Raw genomic sequence first — 4,455 nt, 5'->3', positions numbered from 1 at the left:
AAAACCAAACGTGCACTGTCGGGAGGGGAGTTGCTCAATCAGGGTGGGACGCTGGCTGCCGACGCCATTCACGTCACGGCCACTCGCCTTGATAACAGCGCCAAGGGTGTGATCAGCGCGGAAAACGGTGCTGCTGATCTGACGCTGATGCAGGATTTCGACAACCACGACGGCAAGGTGCAAGCCTCGGATCGCTTGACCATCACTGCGCAGAGCATCAACAACCGCAACGCAAGTCTGACGGGCAAAACCCTCGAGGTTGCCAGTCGCGGCACGCTGGATAATACGCAAGGCACGATTTCGTCCGATGACAGCGTGGTTTCCAGTGCAGACCTGGATAATAGCCTTGGCCTGATCCAGGGGACCGATCGCCTGAGCCTGACCGCGCAGTATCTGCAAAACGCCAGCGGCCAACTTTTGGGCGGCATCGTCGACGCAAACCTGCGCAATCTGATCGGCAACAACGACGGCACGCTCAGCGCCGAAACCGGGCAACTGACGCTCCTCGTCCAGCAGCACTTGAACAACGCATTGGGCCGTCTGCAATCCATCAAAGGCGATGTCGAATTGCGCGCCGGCTCGGTCGATAACCGTGGCGGTGTCGTCGCCGCCCGGCAATTGCTGGTGGTGGCCAAGGACGGATACGTCGACAACCGTGGCGGGCGGATGATCGCCGACGGCCTGGAGTTGCACGCGGCCAGCCTTGATAACCGTGCCAACGGGTTGTTGGCCGCAGGTGCCGAGGGTGCGCGGTTGATCCTCAAGCAAACTGCACCAAGCCAGTCGCAACTGCTGAATCAACAGGGCCGGATTCAGAGCGAAGGTCAGTTGCACATCGACGGTGACGAGGTCGACAACAGCGCCGGTGTCCTGCTTGGCAACGCTATCGACATAAATGCCAAACAACTTGGCAACAACGACAAGGGCGGCATCGTCGGTAATGGCGGCGATGTCGTCCTCAACATTGCCGGAGTTTTCAGCAACGTCACCGGTCTGGTCGATGCTGGCGCACAGCGCTTGCTCCTTGATCAACTGACCTCGCTGGATAACCGGGGCGGCACCCTGCAAGGCAAGCGCCTGGACATCAATAGCGCCTGGATCAACAACAACGCTGCCGGGCAGATCATCGCTGGCAGCGACGGCCTGAAGATTACTGGCAAAACACTGCTCAATCAGCAAGGTGTGATTCTGGCCAACGGCAGCCATGCCGAACTGGCGCTGAACAACGGCAATTTGCAAAACCAGGGCGGCACGCTGCAAGCCGACTCGGTGAGCATCACCAGTGCCGACCTCGACAACAGTGCAGCCAGCGGCAAGGCCGGGCTGATTTCCAGCCTGATCGATGACCTGACGTTGACGGTAACGCGCCTGACCAACCGCGCCGGCAAAATGTTCGGCAAGGATCAGGTGATCTTCACTGGTACCAGCCTGGACAACACCAGCGGCGAGATCAGCGGTAATCAGCTGGGGCTCGAAGCCGTCGGGCAGGTTCTCAATCAGGGCGGCCTGATCGAATCGGCGAACAGCCTCAAGCTGACTGCCAGCGGCTTGGATAACAGCGCCGGCGGCCAGCTCCGCGCCCTCGGTGGCGCTGCGAGTCAGATCAAGCTGACCGGCAATCTGAACAACCAGAGCGGCGTGATCGAAATCGGCAGTCAGGACCTGCTGCTATCCGGTGCCGAAATCAATAACTTCAGCGGCAATGTGCGCCACGCGGCACAGGGCCTTTTCGACCTGGATGTGAGCCAACTGGCCAACAACCAGGGCAGTCTCACCGGGCTGGGCAATGGTGTATGGGATGTCGGCTCGGTCAACGGTGTTGGTACCTGGCAACTGAACGGCGGGCTGACCTACACCAGTGCGCAGGACCTGACGCTCAATGCTGGCGAACGGATCGCCAGTACTTCGGCGCTCAGCCTCAACGTGGCCAACCTGAACAATGCCGGACAATTGCTCAGCGGCGGCGATCTGGCGCTGACCCTCGGCGGCAATCTGCTCAACAGCGGCAAAGTCTCCGCGCAGCAGAAACTCACGATCAGCGCCAACGACGTGATCCAGCAGGACGGGCGACTGGTCAGCGGCGGCGACACCGTGATGACCTTGCGCGGCACACTGGACAATCTCGGTCGCCTGATCGCCAACCAGAACCTCACGGTGACGGCGGCACGGATCAATAACAAAGGCACCCTCGGCGCCCAAGGCAATCTCGAATTCACCGCCGCCAACGGTCTCTACAACGATGCCGACACGCTGCTGTTCAGCGGCGGCACGATGAAGCTGCACGGCAACAGCCTGAATAACTATTACGGCGATATTTACAGCGGCGGCAACATGAGCGTCGACGCTGTCGATGGCGGGCGCGCGGCGTTGTTCAGCAACTTGTCGGGCACCATCGAAGGCGAGGGTGACGTCGATATCAACGCGGTTTCCTTCGAAAACGCCAAAGCCGAGTTCGAGCTGACTTCCGGTCAGTCGTCCGGCAGCTTGAGCTGGGTATGCGGTCAGCACTGCGATGGTGGTGATGGCTGGAAGCGCGGCACCATCACCATCACTACCCAATTCAACGACGAGGTGCTCAAGGACTCGCGCGCGGCGCGATTCGTGGCAGGCAAGAACTTCACCATCCACGCCAACCAGGTTGAAAACCGTTACAGCCTGCTGGCCGCCAACGGCGACCTGACCGTGACGGCTGACAGCCTGCTGAACCAGGGCGCGGAGTCGCGTTCGGGGACGCGCGTGGTGAAAAGGGGCACCCCTGGGCGTATCGACAACAGCCTCTGGGACAAGATGGAGTTCGTCGATGTTCCGGCGTTCAACGCGGCTACCGCGGCCGGCAACTTCGATCAGGCGCGGTTCGATGAACTGATCAGTCGCTCCAGTGATTCGCGATTCTCTTTGATGAGTGACGTCACCACCTGGAATGCAAACGGCAACGCCGTTTACGCTGCGGTGATGCAGGCCGGCGGCAAGGTCAAGCTCGACGTCACCAACAGCATCCAGAACGGCACGCTATACGACAACACTTATGGTCAACTGACAGGTTCTCTGGCCAGCGACCAGACTGACGCGGTCGGCGGCATCAACATCAACCTGGGCAAACATAGCACCGACGCTGTCGCCCAAACCTCCAGATCCGTTACCCGTATCGAGCATGTCGACGCCGATGGCGTGAAGCAGATCAGCTTCACACCGGTGGACTTCAAAGGTGTGCCGTTCGCCGCAGTCGACCCGACGGCTTCCTCGACCTTCCGGTTGCCGAAAGGCCCGTACGGCATGTTCGTGCAAAGCACGAATCCGCAGAGCCGTTATCTGATCGAAACCAATCCGGAGCTGACCCAGACGACCGCGTTCATGAGCTCCGACTACCTGCTCGGCAAGCTCGACTTCAGCGCCGACGAAGCGGCGCGTCGCCTCGGTGACGGTCGCTATGAATCGCGGCTGATCAGCGACGCCGTCATGGCCCAGACCGGCCAGCGTTTTCTCGCCGGTGGCCTGGAGAACGACTACGAGCAATTTCGTTATCTGATGGATAACGCGCTCGCCAGCAAAAATCAACTGAACCTCTCAGTCGGCGTCAGCCTGACCTCGGCGCAGGTCGCTGCGCTGACCCACGACATTGTCTGGATGGAAGAACGCATCGTCGACGGCCAGAAAGTGCTGGTGCCGGTGTTGTATCTGGCGCAGGCCGAGTCGCGCAACGTGCGCGGTGGCAGCCTGATTCAGGGCCGAGATCTGGAAATGCTGGCCGGTAGCGATCTGGTCAACGTCGGCACATTGAAGGCCAGCAACGACGTGTCCGTCGACGTCAAGGGCAGCCTCTATCAGGGCGGTCTGGTGGAAGCCGATGAGCGTATCAAACTCATGGCCACCGACAGCATTCGCAACGCACTGGCCGGCGAAATCCGTGGCAATCAGGTCGAACTGACGACACTCAAGGGCGATATCGTCAACGATCGTACCGCCATCGCTGTGCGTGATGGCAGCGGCATGCGCACCCTTGTCGACGACGGCGGCTTCATCAGCGCTCGCGACAGCCTGACCATCAAGTCCGGACAGGATCTGACCAACGCGTCTGCCATCAGCAGCGGCGGTGACGCCAGCCTGAGTGCAGCGCGCGACATCAACCTGTTGGCGACACGCGACGAAGACGAACTCCACGAATCATTCGATGGCGGCCACCGCTCAGTCATTACCTCCACCGTGGAAAACCTCGCGTCGACAGTGAAAACCGGCGGCGACCTGAAGCTCGATGCCGGTCGCGACATCAACGTCGTCGCCAGCACAGCCGAAGCCACCGGCAACCTCGCCGCCGAGGCCAAGCGCGACATCAACATGTCCTCGGCCGGAGATGAACACAACGTTGAAACCCATAGCAAGGACGGCAAGAAACGTGTCCATGAACAGGATGACCACACTGTTCAGAAAGCAGCTGAGTTCATCGCCGGCGGCGACGTA

1 protein-coding gene is annotated in these 4,455 nt (G+C 60.5%); it reads left to right on the top strand.

Features of this window, described 5'->3' with window-relative positions:
* Positions 1-4,455 (top strand): hemagglutinin repeat-containing protein (locus D8U61_RS09350; RefSeq protein WP_177433320.1); only part of this gene is annotated, 4,455 nt, incomplete at both ends.

This window comes from Pseudomonas sp. Sample_14, from assembly GCF_004307515.1.
GTDB lineage: Bacteria > Pseudomonadota > Gammaproteobacteria > Pseudomonadales > Pseudomonadaceae > Aquipseudomonas > Aquipseudomonas atacamensis.
The sequence above is the reverse complement of the archived record's forward strand: the minus strand, read 5'-3'. Positions and strand labels throughout refer to the sequence as shown.